This window comes from Enterococcus alishanensis (assembly GCF_019218635.1).
Classification (GTDB): domain Bacteria; phylum Bacillota; class Bacilli; order Lactobacillales; family Enterococcaceae; genus Enterococcus_A; species Enterococcus_A alishanensis.
Window position 1 is genome coordinate 108,941 of the sequence record NZ_JAHUZB010000003.1, and the last position, 19,807, is coordinate 128,747.

Annotated in this window: 21 protein-coding genes; 13 read left to right on the top strand and 8 right to left on the bottom strand. The window is 34.7% G+C overall.

All coding sequences use genetic code 11. The annotated features are described in order from the left end of the window. Positions 1-119: 119 nt before the first annotated feature. Entirely contained in the window at positions 120-1,151 is a 1,032-nt protein-coding gene (locus KUA55_RS07420; protein WP_218325566.1) for an acyltransferase family protein, read from the top strand. On the opposite strand, the gene KUA55_RS07425 is transcribed toward KUA55_RS07420, so the two are convergent. Then, complete coding sequence (locus KUA55_RS07425; RefSeq protein WP_218325567.1) at positions 1,148-2,080, bottom strand: helix-turn-helix transcriptional regulator; 933 nt, start codon at positions 2,078-2,080, stop codon at positions 1,148-1,150. The genes KUA55_RS07420 and KUA55_RS07425 overlap by 4 nt on opposite strands. Positions 2,081-2,202: 122 nt before the next feature. Between KUA55_RS07425 and KUA55_RS07430 the strand changes: the two genes are divergently transcribed. The 3 genes from KUA55_RS07430 (at position 2,203) to KUA55_RS07440 (ending at position 5,196) form a co-directional block, all read left to right on the top strand. Further along, on the top strand, positions 2,203-2,841 hold the full coding sequence (locus KUA55_RS07430) for a type 1 glutamine amidotransferase family protein (RefSeq protein WP_218325568.1): 639 nt from the start codon (positions 2,203-2,205) through the stop codon (positions 2,839-2,841). A 193-nt stretch (positions 2,842-3,034) separates the two neighbouring features. Further along, a complete protein-coding gene (locus KUA55_RS07435; protein ID WP_218325569.1) occupies positions 3,035-3,730 on the top strand; it encodes a flavodoxin in 696 nt (231 codons plus the stop codon). A gap of 119 nt (positions 3,731-3,849) precedes the next feature. After that, on the top strand, positions 3,850-5,196 hold the full coding sequence (locus KUA55_RS07440; RefSeq protein WP_218325570.1) for an MFS transporter: 1,347 nt from the start codon (positions 3,850-3,852) through the stop codon (positions 5,194-5,196). Positions 5,197-5,316: 120 nt separating this feature from the next. Here the strand turns inward: KUA55_RS07440 and KUA55_RS07445 are convergent, their stop codons facing one another. Both KUA55_RS07445 and KUA55_RS07450 read right to left on the bottom strand, forming a co-directional pair. Continuing rightward, complete coding sequence (locus KUA55_RS07445) at positions 5,317-6,180, bottom strand: aldo/keto reductase (RefSeq protein WP_218325571.1); 864 nt, start codon at positions 6,178-6,180, stop codon at positions 5,317-5,319. Continuing rightward, on the bottom strand, positions 6,167-6,628 hold the full coding sequence (locus KUA55_RS07450; protein ID WP_218325572.1) for a MerR family transcriptional regulator: 462 nt from the start codon (positions 6,626-6,628) through the stop codon (positions 6,167-6,169). Before KUA55_RS07450 ends, KUA55_RS07445 begins: the two co-directional genes overlap by 14 nt. Positions 6,629-6,979: 351 nt before the next feature. Between KUA55_RS07450 and KUA55_RS07455 the strand changes: the two genes are divergently transcribed. Continuing rightward, the gene (locus KUA55_RS07455) at positions 6,980-7,666 is read left to right on the top strand and encodes a flavodoxin family protein (protein ID WP_218325573.1); all 687 of its coding nucleotides are present in this window, start codon (positions 6,980-6,982) and stop codon (positions 7,664-7,666) included. A 383-nt stretch (positions 7,667-8,049) separates the two neighbouring features. Here KUA55_RS07455 and KUA55_RS07460 read toward each other — a convergent pair whose 3' ends face one another. Both KUA55_RS07460 and KUA55_RS07465 read right to left on the bottom strand, forming a co-directional pair. Next, on the bottom strand, positions 8,050-8,550 hold the full coding sequence (locus tag KUA55_RS07460) for a cysteine hydrolase family protein (RefSeq protein WP_218325574.1): 501 nt from the start codon (positions 8,548-8,550) through the stop codon (positions 8,050-8,052). A gap of 12 nt (positions 8,551-8,562) precedes the next feature. Next, positions 8,563-9,105, bottom strand: coding sequence for a cysteine hydrolase family protein (locus KUA55_RS07465; protein WP_218325575.1), 543 nt, complete (start codon positions 9,103-9,105; stop codon positions 8,563-8,565). Positions 9,106-9,220: 115 nt separating this feature from the next. Between KUA55_RS07465 and KUA55_RS07470 the strand changes: the two genes are divergently transcribed. Together KUA55_RS07470 and KUA55_RS07475 are read left to right on the top strand one after the other, a co-directional pair. Further along, complete coding sequence (locus tag KUA55_RS07470; protein WP_218325576.1) at positions 9,221-9,616, top strand: Lrp/AsnC family transcriptional regulator; 396 nt, start codon at positions 9,221-9,223, stop codon at positions 9,614-9,616. Positions 9,617-10,223: 607 nt separating this feature from the next. After that, the gene (locus KUA55_RS07475) at positions 10,224-11,201 is read left to right on the top strand and encodes a bile acid:sodium symporter family protein (RefSeq protein WP_218325577.1); all 978 of its coding nucleotides are present in this window, start codon (positions 10,224-10,226) and stop codon (positions 11,199-11,201) included. 291 nt (positions 11,202-11,492) lie between these two features. Here KUA55_RS07475 and KUA55_RS07480 read toward each other — a convergent pair whose 3' ends face one another. Genes KUA55_RS07480 through KUA55_RS07490 form a run of 3 tightly spaced genes read right to left on the bottom strand, consistent with a single transcriptional unit; the run spans position 11,493 to position 13,004 of the window. Continuing rightward, positions 11,493-11,855 carry a hypothetical protein gene (locus tag KUA55_RS07480; RefSeq protein WP_218325578.1) on the bottom strand — a complete coding sequence of 121 codons (363 nt, stop codon included), beginning with the start codon at positions 11,853-11,855 and terminating at the stop codon, positions 11,493-11,495. Between the two features lie 30 nt (positions 11,856-11,885). After that, the gene (locus KUA55_RS07485; RefSeq protein ID WP_218325579.1) at positions 11,886-12,557 is read right to left on the bottom strand and encodes an HAD family hydrolase; all 672 of its coding nucleotides are present in this window, start codon (positions 12,555-12,557) and stop codon (positions 11,886-11,888) included. 60 nt (positions 12,558-12,617) lie between these two features. Next, positions 12,618-13,004: a hypothetical protein gene (locus KUA55_RS07490; RefSeq protein ID WP_218325580.1), complete on the bottom strand. Its 387-nt coding sequence runs from the start codon at positions 13,002-13,004 to the stop codon at positions 12,618-12,620. A gap of 279 nt (positions 13,005-13,283) precedes the next feature. Between KUA55_RS07490 and KUA55_RS07495 the strand changes: the two genes are divergently transcribed. From KUA55_RS07495 to KUA55_RS07520, 6 genes are all read left to right on the top strand, one after another. Beyond that, positions 13,284-14,504 carry an MFS transporter gene (locus KUA55_RS07495; RefSeq protein WP_218325581.1) on the top strand — a complete coding sequence of 407 codons (1,221 nt, stop codon included), beginning with the start codon at positions 13,284-13,286 and terminating at the stop codon, positions 14,502-14,504. Positions 14,505-14,822: 318 nt separating this feature from the next. After that, positions 14,823-15,620 carry a helix-turn-helix domain-containing protein gene (locus KUA55_RS07500; protein ID WP_218325582.1) on the top strand — a complete coding sequence of 266 codons (798 nt, stop codon included), beginning with the start codon at positions 14,823-14,825 and terminating at the stop codon, positions 15,618-15,620. A 347-nt stretch (positions 15,621-15,967) separates the two neighbouring features. Then, positions 15,968-17,422, top strand: a complete 1,455-nt coding sequence (locus tag KUA55_RS07505; protein WP_218325583.1) for a DNA-3-methyladenine glycosylase 2 family protein — start codon at positions 15,968-15,970, stop codon at positions 17,420-17,422. A 10-nt stretch (positions 17,423-17,432) separates the two neighbouring features. Then, positions 17,433-17,978 carry a methylated-DNA--[protein]-cysteine S-methyltransferase gene (locus KUA55_RS07510; RefSeq protein ID WP_218325584.1) on the top strand — a complete coding sequence of 182 codons (546 nt, stop codon included), beginning with the start codon at positions 17,433-17,435 and terminating at the stop codon, positions 17,976-17,978. Between the two features lie 209 nt (positions 17,979-18,187). Then, the gene (locus KUA55_RS07515) at positions 18,188-18,727 is read left to right on the top strand and encodes a methylated-DNA--[protein]-cysteine S-methyltransferase (RefSeq protein WP_218325585.1); all 540 of its coding nucleotides are present in this window, start codon (positions 18,188-18,190) and stop codon (positions 18,725-18,727) included. Between the two features lie 25 nt (positions 18,728-18,752). Beyond that, the gene (locus tag KUA55_RS07520; protein WP_218325586.1) at positions 18,753-19,580 is read left to right on the top strand and encodes an isocitrate lyase/PEP mutase family protein; all 828 of its coding nucleotides are present in this window, start codon (positions 18,753-18,755) and stop codon (positions 19,578-19,580) included. Positions 19,581-19,807 lie beyond the last annotated feature (227 nt).

Sequence of the window (19,807 nt, forward strand, 5' to 3'; positions counted from 1 at the left end):
AAATAAACCGTTTAATAGACTAATTACCTAGAACAATCTCAAACTATAGTCTCGTGTGGAGACTTTGTTTCCTCTTTAAAATTAAGTTATCGAAACAACTTTGAAAAGAGGAAAACAGGATGAAAAAGAAAGATGGGTATCAGCTTCTTTACTTGGCACAATTTATTTTTCCATTTTTTGTGGTAGTCGCCCACGTTGGCAGTTTGACCAGTAATCCCGAACTGCATTTTTTATTGAAAAACATTTTATGTCGGGTGGTTGTGCCTTTTTATTGTGTAAGTAATGCCTTCTTTTATGCCCAAAAGGATTCTGCTGGCAAGAAAATGTGGTTGCGGAAGAATATTCAAGTGTATTTATTGTGGTCGTTGATTTATTTGCCATTTGGAATTCAGTTTATTCAAGACTATGTCAATTTGCCTTTAGCATTATATCCTGTGGGGGTGCTTGTTGGTCTGGTATATACAGGAACTTTTTATCATCTTTGGTATTTCCCAGCGATATTTTTTGGAGTAGTAATTGTAGATAAACTGATTCATAAGTGGGGATATGGTAAGGTGTTTAGTGGACTACTAGTCTTATACGCAATTGGTGCAAGTGAAACTTATTCTGCTTATTTAGCTGGAACGGGCTTTGGTCAGCTTATGGAAAGTTATTTTAATATATTTTTGACTACTAGAAATGGTTTGTTTTTTACAACGATCTTTGTCTTAATCGGCTTTTATTTGGCTGAAAATCATCAACGTTTGCTAGTTGATTCAGAGAAAAATTATCGTGGACTGATATTAAGTAGCCTTCTTTTATTAATTGAAGGGACGATAATTTTTCTCCATCAAGGGAGAGACGTAAATGTTTACTTTGCACTGATTCCTTTTAGTTTCTATTTTTTCTTAGTTTTATTAAGTTATCACGGCAAAGCAGATTTCAAATCTTTAAGAAAGTATGGACAAGGTATTTATTTCTTTCATATGATACCAATTCAATTATTCAATATTTTTGTCTCTACAAGTGGATTGACTTCAGCTGAAACCGGCTGGATTCGTTGGATATTAGGTGTAGGGATCTCGCTGATGGTTATTTTGCTTGTTGATGGGTTCAAAAAAGTGCGAATCAGTGATAAATCAGTACCGCAACTTTATGAACGCAGCCTTTAATTTCTATATAAATCAGCTAACTGGTTGATTCTTTTTTTGATTTCGTTGCGTACTTGCAGAGGTTCAATACATTCACAATGACTGCCAAAACTAAACAGGATATTATAGTAGAAATCATTTTCGATAAAAGGAAAATTTACTAGATAATGATCTTCACCGTCTGAGGAAAAATTTTCAAATGGACAATACTCTAACACTTGGTCCATCACTGATCGGTGGATCCGCAGCTTGATATTTGTTTGAATGGTAGACAAAATATCAGTAAAATCTAATACAGGATTTTGATAATTCTTTGGTGTAAAAGATTGTTCAGATAATTTTAAGTTAGACATTCGTACGATTTTAAACAATCGGTAATCATTTCTTTTTAAACAATAGCCTTGCCAATACCAATGATTTCCTTTTAAAACTAATTGATAAGGTTCAGCTGTGCGATTAGATTTATTTCCGTGGCGGTCAATATAATCAAAGGAAAGTTCTCTATTTTCTGTCAAAGCTTGTTGGATTATTTTTAGATCAGCTTGAATATTTGGATTGACCATCCAAGGGCTTAAATCAATCTGAATTTGATTTGTGCGTAATTCAATTTCTTGGGCGTGATCAGCTGGAATGAAGCTTTTGATTTTTGCTAATGTATGCGCTAATGAGTCTTGGTGCAGCATATTAGAAAAACTCGAAAGGCCTGTCAAGATTGCTGAAATATCTGAAGAGGACAATACTTTATTATCTAGCTTATAATTTTTCATTATTTCAAAGCCGCCACCGACACCAGGAGTTGAACGAATCGGGATACCAGCCAAATTTATCGCGTCAATATCGCGGTAAATAGTGCGGGGAGACACTTCAAACGTTTCCGCTAATTCCTGCGCACTGATTCGTTTCTTATCTAATAAAAGTATAATAATACTTACTAAGCGATTTACCTTCATTTTTTCACATCTTTTCAAAATTCTATTCCATTTATTTTAGATTGTTGCCATACTGCTGTCAACAATTCCTTAGTATACTAAAAGGGTAATTGAGATGGACGACAAAAAAATGGAGGAAACAAATGCGAACAATTTATGTTTATTTATTAGATACATTAGCTGATTGGGAATTAGGTCATATCACAGCAGAGTTAAATTCGAAAAGATTTTTTAAAAAGGACGCTGCAGAAATCACTATTAAAACAGTCAGTTATAACAAAGAGTCGATTAGAACGATGGGAGGAATGAGAATTACCCCTGATTGTTCCATTGAAGATGTAGTAGTAGAAGAAAAAAATCTATTATTATTGCCGGGCGCTGATACTTGGGGTGATGGAAAGCATCAAGCAATAATCGAAAAAGCCAATCGCTTTCTTTCTGAAGGTGCTGGTGTAGCGGCGATTTGTGGGGCAACCGTCCCGCTAGCCAACTTTGGAATGTTGGACCATCGTCTTCATACTAGTAATGGCTCAGGATTTTTAGAAATGTTTTGCCTGAATTATCAAGGCTCAAAAAATTATGTTGATCAGCCTGCTGTGTCAGCAGACAACCTAATCACCGCAAGTGCAACAGGTAATTTATTATGGACTAAAGAAATTATTGCTTATCTGGAGGTTTTTGAATTGGATACGTTGACGGCTTGGTATAATTATTTTGAGACTGGTGAAGCTGGATTCTTTTATCAATTGATGGAAAGTTTACCAGAAAAAGAAATTAATTAAGTTGAAGGAAAAAATGAGAAGTCTCAGCTGTCATGAATTAGACAGTTGTGGCTTTTTTTTGATTCCAAATAGTAACAGTGGCTCATATGTTTAAAAAAAATTAAACAATCAGCATTTTTTGACGAAAAAACTTGCCTTGAAGTAGACTCCATAGTCTAGTCTTGAGACATCAAATATGGAAAGCAGGTCCTTTATGAAAAAAATGTTGAGTGTACTATTTATTGGCGTTGGATTGCTAACTTTGGCAGCTTGCGGTAATAACGATGAAAATGCAGCATCAGATAATAATCAAAATTCAGTCGCAGCCAATGATAATTTAACTGAAAAATTTGGCAAATCATTAGTTGTTTATTTTTCCCAACCAGAGACAACCGACCCTAATAATCTAACAACCGAAGAAGAAAATAGCGCTATAGTAGTGGATGACGAAGTACTTGGTAATGTCCAATATGTTGGTATGCAAATCCAAGATCAAACCGAAGCTGATATTTTCAGAATTGAACCAGAAACTCCTTACACAACCGATCATGATGCGTTAACTGAATTTGCTTCAGAAGAACAATCAAATAATGCGCGACCAACTTTAAAAGAGTCAGTGGAAAATCTTGACGAATATGATACCATCTTTTTTGGTTATCCAAACTGGTGGGGTGATATGCCGATGATTATGTATAGTTTTTTAGAGGAACATGATTTGGCTGGCAAAACGGTGATCCCATTTAATGTTCATGGTGGTAGCGGTCTTTCTGATACGGTTAACAGTATTACTGAAGAAGCTCCAGATGCAACGATTGTCACCGATGCTTTGACCATCAGTCGTGATGATGTGGATGGTAGTGAAGGCGATGTGACGGATTGGTTAAATAATTTACCTGAAACAAATAATTAAATATTTTTTCGAGCACTGATTTTTCAGTGTTTTTTTGTTATGGGAAAACTTTCTTCTTGCTCTGGAGTTCACTCCATGGATTATAGTCAGTTTTGTAATTAAGGAAAGAAGGACAGAGAATGCAAGAAACAAGTATAAACAAAAGAAGTGTTATGGTACTACCGATTATTTTATTAAGCTATTTCTTGATCTTACTGGATAATTCGATTATTTTTACCGGGACGGTTAAAATTGCTCAGGATTTAGCATTAAATCAAGCCCAATTATCGTGGGTCAGTAATGCTTACTCATTAACTTTCGGTGGTTTATTATTATTAGGTGGCCGTTCGGGAGATTTATTTGGTCGCAGAAAAATGTATAATATCGGATTAGTCATTTTTGCGATTAGCTCATTGTTTGTCGGTTTGGCAGGTAGCCCAGTAGCAATTATTATGGCTCGGGCGTTTCAAGGGATCGGCTCGGCAATTTTAGCACCGACAACATTAGCAATTTTAATGGATAATTTCGAAGGAGAAGAACGGACGAAAGCTGTTGCGGCTTACGGTGCTACAGCAGGAATTGGTTCTTCAGTAGGATTGATTATTGGTGGCGTACTCGCCAGTCAGTTTTCTTGGCGAGATGGTTTTTTTATTAATGTACCGATTAGTATCATTATGTTTATTTTGGCGATGCTATTTATTGAAGAAAAAGATACGATTGAAGGGAAAATTGATATCTTTGGTTCAATCACTTCTGTTATCGGTATGATTGCTTTAGTGTACAGTATTGTTGGCGAAAGTAATAATATAATCGCGTTAGTGATTGCGATTGTTTTTATTGGTTTATTTATTCGCCAAGAAGCTAAAACAAGTTCACCGATCATGCCGTTAAGTCTTTTTGCCAATAAAGAACGTTTGGGCGCTTACATTGCCCGCTTTACTTTTTTAGGAGCAATGTTGGCTTTGTGGTTTTTGACACCACAAATGATGCAAAACTATTTGGGCTATTCACCATTAACTTCTGGACTGGCTTTCTTTCCTTTAAGTATCACGATTTTCCTATCTTCATTACAAGTTTCTCGGTTAACTAAAAAGTTTGGTAATGGAAAACTAATGGTAATTGGTTTGACAATTGTGGCACTTGGTATGTTTGGTTTGAGTTTATTTAATGAAAATAGCAATTATTGGATTGGTATCGCCATACCTATGATGATCATTGGGATTGGACAAGGCTTTTCTTTGAGTCCTTTAACCGCATCAGGAATTGCCCATACGACAGCAGATGAAGCTGGTGCTGCTTCAGGCGTGGTGAACATGGTCCATCAAATTGGCGGATCGATTGGTTTATCAGTGGTGATTGCTTTTTCATCAGCAGTTACTAACCCGGTTAGTAGTTTTAGATTACAAATGTTAATCGCAACAATTTTTATAGTTATTTCTTTACTTGCGGCAATTTTCTTTGTTTTACCGCAAAGTAAGAAAAAATAAAGCGATGAATGAAAAAATTTGATTGGCTGAACTCTTTAACGTAAATAAAAAAAAGATGACTTCAATTTTCTAATAGTAAAATTGAAGTCATCTTGTTAATTATTAAATAGTTAAATGGTTTTAAACGTCCATCGTCCGTCCAGCCATCCATTTGATCATTTCTGGATCAGCATGCGAGAAGAACTGACTAGCACCAACGTTTAATGTTGCGATTTGCGCTTTGTCTTCGTCGGTTAATGAAAAATCAAATACAGCTAAGTTTTGTGCCATCCGGTCAGGATTGACTGATTTCGTCAAAACAATCACATCTTGTTCTACTAACCAACGGACAATTACTTGCGCCACAGATTTACCATATTTTTCACCAATTTTTGTTAAGATTTCGTTTTTGAAAATCCCATTTTTACCTTCTGCAAAAGGTGCCCAAGCTTCAACCGCAATGCCTTCTGCCTTTAAAGCAGCAATGTTTTCAGTTTGTTGTTGGAAAGGATTAATTTCAATTTGGTTGACTTGCGGGGTCGCTTGATTGAATTCTGCTAAATCAACGGCACGGTCGACGCCAAAGTTTGATACGCCAATGGCTTTTGCTTTGCCTTCTGATTGTAATTCTTCCATTGCACGCCATGCACCATAAACATCGTTAAATGGTTGGTGAATCAATAGCAAATCAACATAGTCTAAACCTAAACGTTTTAATGAACGCTCAACTGAAGCGCGGGCCTTTTCGTAAGAAACATTTTCCACCCATACTTTAGTAGTAATGAATAGTTCTTCACGAGTCACGCCAATTTCGGCAATACCCTTTGCAATACCTTTACCGACTGCTTCTTCATTTAAATAAGATTGAGCAGTATCGATGTGACGGTAACCGGCTTTGATTGCTTCATAGACTGCATCTTCAGCTTCTTTTGGATCGGTAATTTGGAAGGTACCAAAACCTAAAATTGGGACTTCGACACCATTATTTAATTTAACTGTTTGCATTTATAATTCCTCCAGTGGTTTCTTTATTCTTGTTAAAATGTTTCATTTTCCACAATTCCTCGATTTGATCTTCAGTCATCTTTCCAGAATTAAACAAAGCGATGTGTTCATCATAAGTTTCGATTTTATAAGCTAATAAATCTCTTGTTTGATGGAGTTCTGCTATTTTTTCGTCTAATTCGTTTAATTGATTTTTTAAGATGTCTTTTTGTGCAAGCCGCTCGTCTCCTTGAATTTGTGATAAACGAGCAAATTCAATTAACGATTCGATGGATACACCAGCGTTTCGTAAACTCTTAACGAGAAAAACCCAATTCAAATCTTTCTTTTGAAAATCTCGATAACCTCGCTGGTCACGAGTGACTGGCGGAATCACACCGATTTTTTCATAATAGCGAATCGTGTCTGTGGTTAAGTTGAATAAGTCAGCAACTTCTTTAATGTTCATATTTTCGCCTCCTAATTGAGTTACCTTGAATCATTCAATAAATGAACTATATGCTATGGAGTGAACTTCAAGGCAAGTGAAAAGTTTTATCATTCCTCATTTTTATTGTACCTGGAAATTTTCCAAAAGAAAAAAAGACTTGCTTTGAAGTGAGCTCCAGACTGTAGACTTAGTTTTATCAACAAACGAAAGGAAGAAATAAATGAAGAAAAAAATTTGATAACGCTATTTTTCGTTCGTCGGGTCACTATTTTAACGGCCTGTGGCAATATTGATGATGAAAATAGCTGGCGTATGACAAAACTGTACAAGTTTATTTCCAGCAAGATAAAATATTAGGAGGATTTTTTCATGAAATTAAAAAAACAAACAATAGTGGCATTGACTTCATTTTTATTCATTTTAACGGGTTGTCAAACCGGAAACACGGAAGATTCTGAAACAAGTAATACTAATGAGAACACGCAAACAAGTGAAACAAGACAAAGACAAACTGGACGAGGAGCAGAATCAGATGGACAAGATACTAACGCTGATGCCGATCCAACTAGAATTCTAACTGAAGATGCTGATGCAATTGTCATCTATTTTTCTAGAGGAGGAAACACTGAAGATTTAGCAAATATGATTCAACAAGAATCGAATGCTGATATTTTAGAATTAACAGTTGCTGATCCATATCCTGCTGATTACGAAGAAACGGTTGAAAGAGCTAACCAGGAACGAGAAACAGAAAATTATCCTGAGCTATCAGTTGAAATTCCAGATTTAAATCAGTATCAAACAATTTATCTCGGATCACCAACATGGGGCATGAGTTTATCTAGTCCAGTTACTACTTTTCTTCAAGAAAATGGCGGAGCTTTGTCTGGCAAAACAATTGCCTTCTTCAACACCAATGCTGGTTATGGCGTGGGATCATCTGAAGACCAACTAGCCCAACTTGTACCTGATGCAAATTTACGCGCTAGTCTTTCCATGGAGGATGTTGAAGTGCCAGATAGTCAATCTGCTGTGGAGGCTTGGGTAAATCAGTAGTTTTAAGACAAGCATTTAACTATTCTGATTTTCTAGAGAACCTTATTGTAAGCCAGCATAAGAGTCATTCGGTCAAAGAAGTTATAAAAAATCGATATTGCATTTTAGTTTAAGATATTTAAATAATAAAGAGCCATCAATTCTAATTGAGAGAAGGAATAACTGAAAAGAATTTCAGAAACTCGATTAATCTCTTAAGCGGTCTTAATAAAGGGACGTTGTTTACGCAACGTCCCTTTTCAGCTGTATTTTAATAAAAAATCAAGAGGCCGTGGGCTATATTTGCAATCCTAATCCTTCGAGAAATTTGTAGCTTTTTAAATAATAAAGAGACCTTCGCTATTAAAGAAAGTCTCTTAATCATTCTCAAATCGCGGATAAATCTAATCCAAAAGTAAAAAGCGCTCCTGCCAAATGCCTTCATAAAACTGAATCGTCTTTTCAGCAGTCATAAAAGGATTGTCAAAAGTACTCGTCAAGCCTTTTTCCATAAGAACATTATAACCAAGACCGTGAGCAAATTTAACAGTAGCATCGATGCAATATTCCGTCTGAGCACCGCAGATTTCAAAGGTCTGAATCTTATTTTCAATTAGCACATCTTGTAAGGAAGTCTCAAAAAAGGAGTTTGCATGCCTTTTAGTAACAAAGTTAGTCCCATACTCTGTTTTTAACTCAGGAATAATTTTCCATTCATACGTGCCTTCAACTAAATCTTCATCAATGTGCTGAACAAAAATGATTGGTTTATTTTTGGCTGTGTATTTTTCAATCTTGGCATTAACCTGTGAAATTAATCTATCTAAATGGTCAATTTTACCATTGTTAAAACAGACCCCATTTTGTAAATCAATCAATAATAATGCTTGGCTTAAATCAGTCATTTTAAGTCCTCCTTAATTAAAAATAAATTCTTCAACTGTCTGAACGGTCGCAATTTTACTTAAATTGGTGAGGTAGCTTTCATGAACATCTTCGGCTTTTACCAATTTATCCTCAATGAATAAATCTTTTGTCGTCGTCGCATCAGACAGAACAATCGGTGAAAAATTTCGTTTGGTACTAGCTTTTGTTGTAGCATTGATGCACATATGGGTCATCATACCACAAATTACTAGTTGTTCAATTTCAAATTCTTTCAGTAAACAACGTAAATTTGTCTGGCGAAAACTATCTGGAAAGTGCTTTATAATTTTTAAAGAGGTGCTATTTATTTTCAATTGAGGATGAAATTGCACGCCATCTGTGTGGGCAGCAAAAAAATCAGCTTTTTTCCCTAATTTAACATGTTGAATGTAGATAATTGGCAAGTGCTGGGTGATAAAATAGTCCTCCATTTGATTAATTTTAGTCAAGGCTTTGTCGGGTTGGTATAGTGGTGACTTACCTCCGGGGAAATAATCTTTTTGGACATCAATCACTAAAAGTGCCTGTTTCATCAAAAAACTCCTCTCTGAACTATTGTTTAAGTATAGAGATACCGCTATGATTTACATAGAAGCTGATGAAAATGATCGATACAAATTATTTTCACGATGAAAGGAATCAATATAAATGGATGAAATTGATTTTCAAATACTAAATTTATTGAAAAATAATAGCCGTTTAACGAATAAGGAAATCGGTAGTCAGATTCATATGACTGGTCAGGCTGTGGGCAATCGAATCAACCGCTTATTGGATGATAAAATTATCAAACAATTTACGATCGAGATTGCTTATGACAATACCCAATATATTCGTCTATTTATGAATAACTCTGAATTCACAGCCCTTGAAGAAGCAGTGAATCGCTTTTCCGAAATCGAAGTGTTCGATAAAGTTTCCGGTCAAGCCTGTTACATAATCGTTGCTCATTTCAGTAGAGAACAATTACAAGTGTTTATTGAAACCATTTCAAGATGGGCGCGCTACAGTGTGGAAACAGTACTGGTGAACCGCAAGAAATAGTTTTAAATATTTTGGTTCGAATGATCAAAGTCTTTAAAGCACTACAAAAGAAGGACCATTTCTTATTTTTCAGAAATGGTCCTAGTTGTTTATTCTGTTAAAAAGGGTGTATTTTTTTCGCGGCGGCTGATGCTTTTTTCCGATCACTGGATGAGTCCCGTGATCAAAAAGGTGATATTGCGCGTATTTATAGCGTTTGTTTTCATTCGTTTTCATAATCCTGCAAGTTATTTACGAAAAATACAAGAAAAATTCAAATTTAGATTGACATTGCAGTGGCAATTTTGTACACTGTAAAGAAATATTTATAAAATATTCTGAAAATTCAGGAAAAGAGGGTGAAGACCATGATGAAGACAAACGCAATCATTATTTTATTATTATAGTCGGGACTTTTTTGAGAAATTAATCAAAAAGTCCCTGTTCACATTGCATTGAAAAGAAGGAAAGACTTCTTTTATGGAATGTTTTTTTTATACCTAATTTATCTTGCACTTATTTTAAAAAATGAAAAGACGAGAGACAGCTCTCTTTTAAATAAAACACACTAAAACAGCGATTCTCTTGGTAGTAAGTACCAACTAGAATTTGGAAGGAAGAAACGCCTATGAAAACCGTCAATGCGATAGCAACTTTTGTAAACAAGTACCTGATCTACATCATGATTATATTAATGTTTATCTCCTATTTTTTCCCGCAGCCTTTCTTATGGATTCCTGATCGTACGACTAATCTATTGAGTATCATCATGTTTTGTATGGGGATGACCTTGAATCTAGATGCTTTTAAAATGGTGGCACTACAGCCAAAAGCTTTCTTTTTAGGGATCCTTTTCCAATTCACGATTAGTCCGCTAGTAGCTTATGGATTAGCTAATTTGTTTGGTCTTTCTTCTGGTTTAATTATTGGTTTCGTTTTGTTGGGAGCCGTTTCAGGTGGAACTGCCAGCAACGTGATGACTTTTATTGGTCGCGGTGATGTGGCTTTGACTGTTTCATTGACCACCGTTTCTACTTTACTGGGGACAGTTGTGACGCCATTTTTAACTTTGACTTTAGCTGGTAAATACACTAATATCTCATTTATGGCGATGTTGTTGTCAGTTCTACAAATGGTATTGGTACCGATTATTCTTGGGGTTATTGTTCATAAAATCATCGAAAAATACATTGAATATTGGTTGAAAACTTTTGTTTTGATTTCTTCAGTAAGTATTTTGCTAATTGTTGCCGGAACGGTTTCAAAAAATGGTGCAGCAATTGTTCAATCAGGTTTGATCGTGATTGTTTTAGTGTTCCTGCACAACTTGATTGGTTATGGTGCTGGTTATGGTTTAAGTCGGATGTTAGGTGTCAGTAAAAAGCAAGCCAAATCAATCATGTTCCAAGTAGGTATGAAAAATACTGGTTTAGCGATTTCCTTAGCGAACGCCCATTTTGCTTCAATTGCTGCCGCTGTGACGCCAGCTGCTGTTGGAATGGTTATCCATCAAATTACTGGTCCAATCTTAGCGAATCTTTTTGTTAAAAAAGAAGACGAGAAGAAGGAAGAAGTTTTCGTTGAAAAAAGTGAACAAGTTTCGTAAGGAATAAGAATTTTTAGTATATGAAAAAAACAAAGAGCCATTGAATCGTATGATTCATGGCTCTTTTTGCGTTTACTGAAGTTATTTCTGGGAGCAAGTTTACTAAATTATGAATGTAATATCTCCTTAACCTTTTTCCAATTTCATGTGCTCGTTTTTTTAATATTTTTAAAAGTATCCGCTCGCTAAAAAAAAGCGTAATCCAATCGCTGCACAAGTTTAAAATAACCCATCAAAATAATGAAGGAATCATATTTGCTAAAAATTTCTACGGTATGAAAACTAGTCTGTTTAGTGTTTAAATTTTTGAGCTAGTCTTTGGAAAAAATTAGGACGAAATGAAGCTGAAATGTCTGTCCAATTTTCAATATTGGGCACTTTATTTTTCTCGAAATAATCTACAAAGAATACGATAATTTCATCCTCATTTTCTGGGATATAAGAGTAATGGCGCATCTTTCCTTCTGCAGATAAAAAACGAATTTCTATCGTTGCTGCGTACTGCATATAAAGGCTAGTATGGATGGGCTCTTTGGGTTCTAAGATGATAAATTCCGTTTCCTTATTTCTTAAGGCGTTTACAATCAGTTCTTTTGTTATTGTGGGAGATAGATAAACTTTATCATTAATGGTTAGCTTAAATTTATTTAACATCTGTAAAACTCCTTGGGTTTTCATCATAAACTAATGCTTAAAAATATTAGCTATCAGCTGGAATATTTCTTTCATATCTTTTCCTAGATAGTCGGCGTGGGATTGATCAATCGTCATTCTAGTTTCTTGATAAGCAATTGTAGTAATACCAGCGCTGATGGCAGCCGTAATACCGTATGCTGAATCCTCGATAGCAATAGCATTTTCGGCTAGAACACCTAATTTGTCCAAAGTAATCCGGTATATTTCTGGGTCCGGTTTACTTTTTTCAACGAATTCACCACTAAAAATCACATCAAAATAGCTTTCGATTTTACAACTCTTTAAAACTTCCAAAATATGGTTGTATTCAGAAGAAGAAGCTACCGCCAATTTAATATTCTGCTCTTTTGCAAACTTTAAAATTTTGACAATATCTTTTCGAAATAGTTTAGCATAATCTACTCCTTCATATTTTTCTTTATTAAAAGATTCAAATTTAGATTTAAGGGTATCAAGAGGAAGGGGTTCTTTCAAGAAACTTGCTAAGGTGAGGTACAGGTCATCAAATGATCGTCCCACCAGAACATTGTATTTTGAAGTATCAGGGTCAATCGGCTCATGGTTTTCAGTAGCGATAAATTGTCGTTGAATATCAAAATCTAAAAATTCTGAATCGACAATGACACCATCCATATCGAATATGATTGCTTTATGATTCATATTTAACCTCCAATGAAAATATTGTCTTTAATTAGCCTATAAAAAAATCAGTACAAATCTTTATCTAGCTTTTATATTTTTTTGAATATCTCGTGAATTAAGGGTAAATCCAACACTCATCACTAAAATAAAAATAAAATCGATTAAGTCATTGCTACTTTGCTGAAGATTGATTTGTAACCAGTTAATAATTGTAAAAAACAAGAAAAAAATAATCCCGAAAATAACAAATTGAAGGAAGAGACTTGCTGAAGTATAAAGTGTCAAATAATAGCCAATGAATAAAGACAATAACATTGGGAGCAAAAAAATATAATGTTGATAAGAAAGAGAATGGTTAAATAAATCAAAAATCAATCTTCCAACAATCAAAAGAAAAAAGATAAATAACGTTCGATAAATTACATTAGCAGGCTTTGATGGATCAAAAATTTTCCAATTAAACATCCCCGATTCCCCCTATATATACAGTTATCTTAACATATTTTTCCCATGGTTATGGCAAGAAAAACTGAGTATTATCTAATGATTTCGTTTATCTTGTTGCTTTAGATGTAAGTTAAGTGATAGAAGACTGAACCCTTTTTTTTAAAATAAGAAAAGCCAACCTTCTTGCAAATAATAAGTCTCGTGATATACTCAATGGTGCAATTAGGAATTCTCCGAAAAACCCATTTGGGCGTATAAATTGTATACACTAAATTTATTACTCAAAGGAGAGTTCTTATGAAAACAAGAGAATATCAAGTAAATAATTGGAGAAAAAATATAGCATACTTACTATCATCGCAGGCGATCTCTATGATCGGAACGATGTTAGTGCAGTATGCTATTATTTGGCATGTCACCCTTTCTACAAATTCGGGGCTAATGACTGGGCTTGTCGCTTCTGTCGGTTTGTTACCAATGGTTATTGTGATGCCTTTTGCTGGTGCGCTTGCAGATCGCTACAATCGCAAAAAAATTTCAATTATCTCAGACAGTGTAATCGCATTGGTATCTTTGTTAGCAGCAATAGCCTTGTTGCTCGCAAATAATTTAGAAAGCAATATGTTCTTACTAGTAGGATTAACTTTTATTCGTTCAGTTGGTCAGGGATTTCAAACGCCTGCTGTGTCGGCCATCTTACCACAATTGACGCCTAAAGATTCCTTAGTGCGGATTAACGGAATTGACCAAACTATTCAAGCCGGTATGATGCTAGCTAGTCCGGCATTAGCAGCAACTTTGTTAAATTTTTTACCACTAGCTTTCATTCTACTAATAGATTTTATAACGGCTATAATCGGTGTGTCTATTATGTTAACAAAAGTAAATGTACCAAGCATAAAACGTAAAGAAAATTCTCAAATAAATATAATTGATGATATTAAATCAGGATTGACATATTTAAATGCCCACAAAATTTTAGTTGCACTGATTGTGGCAGGATTTATTGGAAGTGTGTTAGCTACGCCAGCTTCAAATTTAGCCCCCTTGCAAATTACCAGAGAATTTAATGACGGGCTTTGGCAATTATCGGCTAGTGAGATTGGTTTTGCGGCAGGAATGCTGATTGGTGGAGTAATAATGAGTGTGTGGGGAGGACTGATAGATAAAATAAAGACAGTCGCATTAGGCTATGCTCTTTTAGTTATTCCCTTCCTTACACTCGGAATAACTTCTCATTTCTGGATATATTTTCTGATGATGGTTACTATTGGTTTGGTTGTTCCTATTTCGCGAACAGCAATGGTTTCATTTTTTCAAACAGCAACGGATAACAGCCATATGGGTAGAGTCATGAGTATTGTTACCATGACTATTAGTTTTGCATCGCCAGTCACTTTACTGATAATCGGACCATTAGCTGACGTTATTTCAATTAATTTAATCATGATTGCTGCCGGATTTTTACTGATCCCTTTGGTCATTTGGCTGTTATCTGGAAAATATTTCAAAGTATGAGCAATCAGAAGGTTTTAGTATCTCAGTAGATGGAAAATGGTGTATTTACTCTTACAAGATAGAAACTAAATATAGTTATTAGTCGATTAATATTGATAGAGGGGATTGTTTTTTACTAATAATCAACCGTATTAAGCAATTTATTGGTAATCACTGGTTTTTAAATTTCTTCAGTTTCTTTCAAAGTTATCCGGAAATTATTAATGTATAAATGATATCATTACTTGCAATATAAAAAGCGTACTATTTAAAAAATATATACAATGATAAAATCTATAGGTGATGATAGTTGTTTGAAAAATATTAGGAGGTAAAAAAATGGATATCTCTAAAAAATTAAAAAATTACCGTAAGGATCAAAATATGACTCAAGAAGAATTATCAAGAAAAATCGGGGTCTCATTAAAACTAATAAAGGAATGGGAGAGCGGGATAAGCGCTCCAGAAGATAGTGAGTTACAGCAAATAAATAACCAAATAATAGTTACTGATTTAAAGTTGCCGTTTTATTTCGGTAAGCCAACAAGTAGAAAACCATTTCTTATTTTATTAATAATACCATTATTGATATTTGCAATTTTCATTCAAGTTAATATTTTTGTAGGAATTTTATCAGGATTTTTATCAATGATCTTCATATATGGATTAGGGTTTTATGATTTTAGGAGATATTATGCTTATTTTATTGTAAAAAAAGATGGAATAATCGTTTCAAAAGAAAAGGAGCTCCAACTATTCCCACTGATATCAATAATTAAGGGTGGTTTAAAAATACGGAAAGAAGAAAAAATCCAATATAACGATATTAACTACATGAATATTTTTTTTGATAGTGATGGTTTTAAAGGATATGGGACTTCAATATCGTATCGGCCAAGACAACTTTATACAACCCGAGAAGTAATCATGTTACAGGTGTATTTAAAAACGAATAATGAGGTTATTAATCTTAATTTGGATCAGATTTTTTACCCGGACTCCAAAGAAAGAAAACATATATTATATTTATTTAAGTTTTTTAATCAAAAGGGTATACCCATCATTGATGATCATAAAATTTTAAAAGCAATTAACGAAGGTCAGTCATTTATTGATTCCGCATATAAAAAGAATTGATGAAAGTTTTTTGTTCCAATAATTTTGATTTTTAGACTTACTTGCCTGTCAGTTGATAATCTGACAGGCATTTTTAATGCTATTTTTCAGAGCATAGGTAAAAAATACAAATGACTCTGAATAAAATTGATTTAGTTACTACATTTTCATACATAAAGAATGGTTATCTTCAATTTAACTACTATGTAAAAAGTTCGACAAATATTACCGTAAATAAGTACCGGCTTTTTTGATTTTTTATTAGGCACTCTTTATAGAATTCCTTGCTATCTAATAAATGCCATGTCCGAAAACGACCAGATATATGTTATGCTTTTGCTATAATTAAGTAGCAGAGGAGAAAATTTATGGAAATACATGATAGTGGATTATATGCTGCTTTTAAAGCAAAAGATAACCGTTTTGATGGTCGATTTTTTGTGGGTATCTCTTCAACTGGGATATATTGCCGTCCAATTTGTAAAGCGAAACAAGCAAAAGAAGAAAATTGTACTTTTTTTCAATCGGCAGCTGAAGCAGAACAAGCTGGATTCCGTCCATGTCTGCTTTGTCGTCCCGAACTGGCACCGGGGAAATCCGTTGCTGATGCAAACGTGAATTTAAGTTATCGTGCTGCTAAATTGTTAGAAGAAACCTGTACCTATAAATTAAGTATTCAGGAACTTGCTGAACAGTTAGGCTATACAGATAGACATTTGCGCCGTGTATTTACAGCTGAATATAATGTGTCACCTGTCCAGTATCTTCAAACGTGTCGACTACATCTTGCAAAACAATTACTCACGGATACGAATCTAACTGTGCTTGAAATTGCAATGGCAGCTGGTTTTGGAAGTTTAAGACGTTTCAATGCTGTTTTTAAAGAGCAATATCGTTTAACTCCTACACAACTACGAAAAAAAGTTATCACAAAACCTACTGTTGATGAGATTACATTGTCCTTGAGTTATCGACCTCCTTATCGTTGGAATGAGATCCTCACTTTTTTAAAGAGTCGAGCGATCGAAGGTGTTGAAGCGGTCATTGATGATAAATATATGCGGACTGTCCGATTAAAAAATATTAAGAACGAAAAAATTGAGGGTTGGATTAAGGTATCTCATAATGAGGAAAAAGAATCATTGAATTTAACAGTGAGTCATTCTTTACTGTCTGTACTCCCGCAAGTTTTAGCACGGACAAAAAAGATGTTCGATATTTATTGCAATCCTGAAATTATTTATCAAGCATTAAAACCAATGAACAAAATCATCAAAGATTCTTGCGTACTTGGAACACGATTACCTGGTTGCTTTGACTCCTTTGAAATGTCGGTACGGGCAATTTTAGGGCAACTAATTACTGTGAAAGCTGCAGGTACAATTGCGGCACGCATTGCTAAGACTTACGGACATGAAATACAAACAGGAATTAATGGGCTTACTCATACATTTCCGTCATCAGAGGATATTATAGCGTTAGAAAATATTGAAGAATCTTTCGGAGTTCTCGGTGTTACTTCTGCAAAATCAAGGACAATCCTTCAGTTGGCAGAACTTGTACAAACAGCTGAATTAAATCTAGATTTTTGCGTCAATCCAGAAACGGAAATGAAGAAATTACTTGCTATTACCGGTATCGGAAATTGGACAGCTCAATACATCGCTATGCGTGCGATGGAATGGACAGATTCTTTTCTTGAAACTGATGCTGGTGTAAAGAAAGCTTTAAGTGGCTATTCTGCAAAAGAAATGTTGTCTATTGCGGAAGAATGGCGACCCTGGCGCAGTTATGCTGTGATCAATTTGTGGCAGACATTATAAGGAGGTTTTTATGTACTATTCGACAATTTATCCATCACCTATTGGCAATATTACTCTTGCTTGTGATGGCAATGGAAAAAATCTCGTTGGTCTATGGATGGACGGACAAAAATACTACGGTGATACAATCCCTGAAGCTATGATACCAAATGATGATATTTCACTATTTAATAGGACAAAAGACTGGTTAGGCCAATACTTTAGTGGTGATAAACCTAAAATTTCAAAATTACCGTTAGAACCTATCGGTAGTGAATTTCGACAAGGAGTCTGGCAAATTCTGCGTGAGATTCCTTATGGCGAAGTCATTACATATGGCGATATTGCAACTATAATGGCGGCGAAATGTGGAAGAAAAACAATGTCAGCTCAAGCTGTCGGCGGTGCGGTAGGACACAACCCCATTTCAATAATTATCCCTTGCCATCGTGTAGTTGGTACAAACGGAAGTTTAACGGGTTTTTCTGGTGGGATCAAAACAAAAATAAAGCTGTTGGAACATGAAGGGGTAGACTTATCAAAAATGTTTATTCCCAAAAAAGGTACAGCCCTTTAGTAGTCTCGTATTTATCGGAGGATCACTTATAATTTAATTCCCGATCAACGAAAAATCATTTTGCAGGGTTGGTATATGAAAAAAATAATTTTAATCGGATTGTCCGGTTTCATTTATTCAGTTCATGATTATTTTATAACCAAATTTGCTTTAAATTGACCATATATGTAAACACGTAAAAGGACAAAACTTAAAATGGAGGAGAAAAAATGCACTATTATACTTATTATAATAGCCCGTTAGGAAAGATATTGTTGGTTTCTGATGGAGTCGCGTTAATTACTTCAAAATTAGAATGTCACAGATTTTATGATAAGTTTAGCCAAGAGGCAACTAAAGAAAAAGATGATTTAAAGGTTTTCGAAGAAACTAAAACGTGGTTAAATAGATATTTTGCAGGAGAAAACCCTAGTATTAAAGAAATAAAGCTAAAACCAGTTGGAAGTCACTTCCGACAAGTTATTTGGAAAATGCTTTGTAATATAGCTTACGGTGAGACAGTTACATATGGTGAACTTGCAAGACAGGCCGCTATTCAGCTTGATAAAGATACGATGTCTGCGCAAGCCGTTGGTGGAGCGGTGGGACATAATCCAATTTCAATAATTATCCCGTGTCATCGAGTGATTGGCTGTGACGGAAATTTAACAGGGTATGGCGGAGGGTTAAAAAATAAAATCCATCTCTTGAAATTAGAAGGGGTAGATACATCCGAGTTCAAAATACCAACTAAAGGCACAGCCCTATAAAATAAATATTTAGCGAGGTAAAACTATGGATATGGAGAAACAAAGAAAACAAGCTAGAATATTTTCAGAAATGCATAAAAATGGGGAAATGTTTATTTTGCCTAACGTCTGGAATGTTGGTAGTGCAGTTGTTTTTGAAAAAGAAGGATTTCAGGCTGTTGCAACGTCTAGTGCTGGAGTCGCATACGATTTAGGTTATTCAGATGGGGAAGACATTTCATTTGAAGACCTACTAGAAGTTGTGAATAAGATATCTAATCGCATAGATGTACCTCTTTCAGTAGATTTTGAACGGGGATATGGAGAAACAAAAGTAGTGGTAAAAGAAAATGCCAAAAAATTAGTTCAAGCTGGAGCCGTTGGTTTCAATATTGAGGATGGTATGCCTGACGGAACATTGTCCTCCTTAGAATTACAGCTTGAAAAGATTGAAGGGCTAGTGGAATTAAAACAAGAGCTGGAGATTGATTTTGTTATAAATGCTCGAACTTGTGCCTACTGGTTACAGGTGGCAGATGAAGAGAAAAGGTTAGAGATTGCGATTGAACGAGGAAATGCATTTTCAAAAGCTGGAGCAGACTGTATTTTTATCCCTGGTGCTTTAAGTAAACAGGTGGTGAAAAATATTTTAACAGAAATATCTGCCCCACTTAACATTATTTTGAATAATCAGTTTCATGACCTCAATGAATTAAAAAAAATGGGTGTACAAAGAATAAGTTTAGGTTCTTCTCCAGTTAGATATATATATAATGAGACTATTGAGCTAGCTGAAAAGATTAAAAAGAATGATTTCGATGAGTTGCTTAAAAATCCTTTTTCATACGAAATCGCAAACGAGTATTTTAAATAGATAAATCAATCTTAATTTGTATACTAAGAATTCTATTTGGAATAAATCGTCTTTTATCTAAAAATAGATGCTTTCCAAAATTTATTTAAAAATGAAAGAGACATAAGCAATTTGTGCTTTTCGCTCCTAAAAAATGGTGTCAATTGCAAAAATGACAAATTTTGAGGAGAGTTACTCAAATTGTGTTTTTTCAAGTAAAATCAGCCAAACTTTATGGTAATTTAATA